1 protein-coding gene is annotated in these 1912 nt (G+C 76.5%); it reads left to right on the forward strand.

The genetic code is table 11. The features are described from left to right. On the forward strand, window positions 1-1912 hold a 1912-nt coding region (locus ACFQ4H_RS34710), incomplete at both ends, for an alpha/beta hydrolase family protein (RefSeq protein ID WP_377579504.1).

Consider the following 1912-nt stretch of genomic DNA (forward strand, 5'->3'; position numbering starts at 1 on the left):
GGCGGCGCTGGCCCGGGACACCGCCGACGGCACCGCCCCGGCCGGACCGCACCTGCGCCACCTGCTGGAACTGACCCAGGCCCTGCTCACCGACCGGCTGCCGGCCCTGCCCGGGCAACCGGTCCCCGGGCCCGACCTGCCGGTCGACGGCTCCGGCACACCGGACGTGCCGTGGCGAGTCCCGATCCACCGGTCCGGGGAAGACACCGTCGAGCTGCTGACCTGGCTGGAACCAGCCGGACCACCCGGTACGTGGGCGCTGGACCCGCTGCTGGACCGCTACCTCACCGTCACCGACGGCGGGCCCGGGGAAGAACCGGAGCCCGCGCAGGTCGGTGCCGACGAAGGGGCGGGTCCGGACCCGTCCCGGTCACCACTGACCGGTGCCGACGTCCTGGCAGCCGGCCGGTTCGCCGGAGCGTACCGGCCCGACCTGGCCGAGCTGCTGTCCATCGTCGAGCCCGCGCCGGCCGCGCTCGCCGTGGACGCCCTCGCGGACCTGTTGGCCGAGGGCGACGGACTGGTGTCCGTCGACTCCTCCGCAGCAGCCGGGGTACGCCTCGGCGACCTCGTCGACGCCGCCCACCACGAACTGCCGGCCGACCCGGCGACCGTCACCCAACTGCACCGGGCCATCGGCGAGTACGCCGTACCCGCCGGCGACGACTGGGCGGTGCTGCTGCTGGCCCCGCCGTTGGCCGGGTCGCGGCCGTGGGAGCCGCTGCTGGGCGGGGTACCCGCCGGGGACGTTTACCGGGTGGACCTGCGGGTCCCCGGCACCTCACCGGACCGGGTCGACCTCGGTGCGCTCTCCGCCGCCCGCTGGTACGTGGTCGACCTCGGCGACGACGGAACGCTGCCCGCCGCCACGGCACTGGCCGCGCTGCGCCGGATCCACGACGCGGTGCGGGCCGTACGCCCCGGGACCCGGACCATCCTGGTCGGACACTCGTACCTCGGCCAGGTCGCCCGGCAACTCGCCGCCGCCGTACCCACCCAGGTCCTCGGCCTGGTCACGATCGGCACCCCGGCGGACAACTCCGTCCTACCCGTCGACGCCCCGGTCGTCGCCGAGGGAGTACGGCTCGCCCGGCTCATCACCCCCGAGGGCACAGCGGACGGCCCGGCCACCGACGCCGCGCTCGGGCTGCTGGCCCGGCTGCTCGACGGACATACGGTCACGGACCGGCAGGCAGCCACCGCCCTGCCCCTGCCGTCGGCCGCGTTCGCCCGGTGGACACCGCCCACCACCCCGCTGGCCGTACCGGCGCTGGCCATCCACGGCCGGCTGCGCACCGACCTGCGTGAGCTGCTGGCCAACGCGCTCACCTGGCGTACGTCCGCCGCCGTGGACGCGCTCGACCTGCCCACGGCCGCCGCCGGTGCACTGCGGGTCGGGCTGGATCTCGGACCGGCGCAGCCCGGCGATCCCCGGGTGGACGCCGACATCCGCCTCGACCTCGGCCGGGTCGCCCTGGCCCCCGACACCGAGGCGGAACCCGGCACGCTGCAGGTACGGCTACAGGTGAGCCGCCCGGACGGCTGGCTGCTCGGCGGCCCCGGCGACGGCCGTCCCCTCGACGCCCGGGTACGGGCCATGACGGTGCGGACCACCGTCACCGCCACCGGCACCTCCGTCTCGGTGCTGCTGCACGACGTCGCCGTCCGGGGCGACTCCGCCGCCGTGGTCGACCTGACCGATCCGCGTACGCCGCCACTGCTCGACGCCCTGCTGCGGGAGCTGGACCGTACCGCCAAGGCTGGCGGTCGGCTGGCCCGGCTGCTGGACGAGTTGGCCGCCCTCGGCATCGTCCGGCGCGCCGGGAGCAGTCAGCCCGCCGCCGTGCTTGCCGACGACATCGCCGGGCTCACCGGCGACCCGGCCGCCTTCCTCGCCGCCCGGCTTCCCGGG

The organism is Micromonospora sonneratiae (genome assembly GCF_042679305.1).
GTDB lineage: Bacteria > Actinomycetota > Actinomycetes > Mycobacteriales > Micromonosporaceae > Micromonospora_H > Micromonospora_H sonneratiae.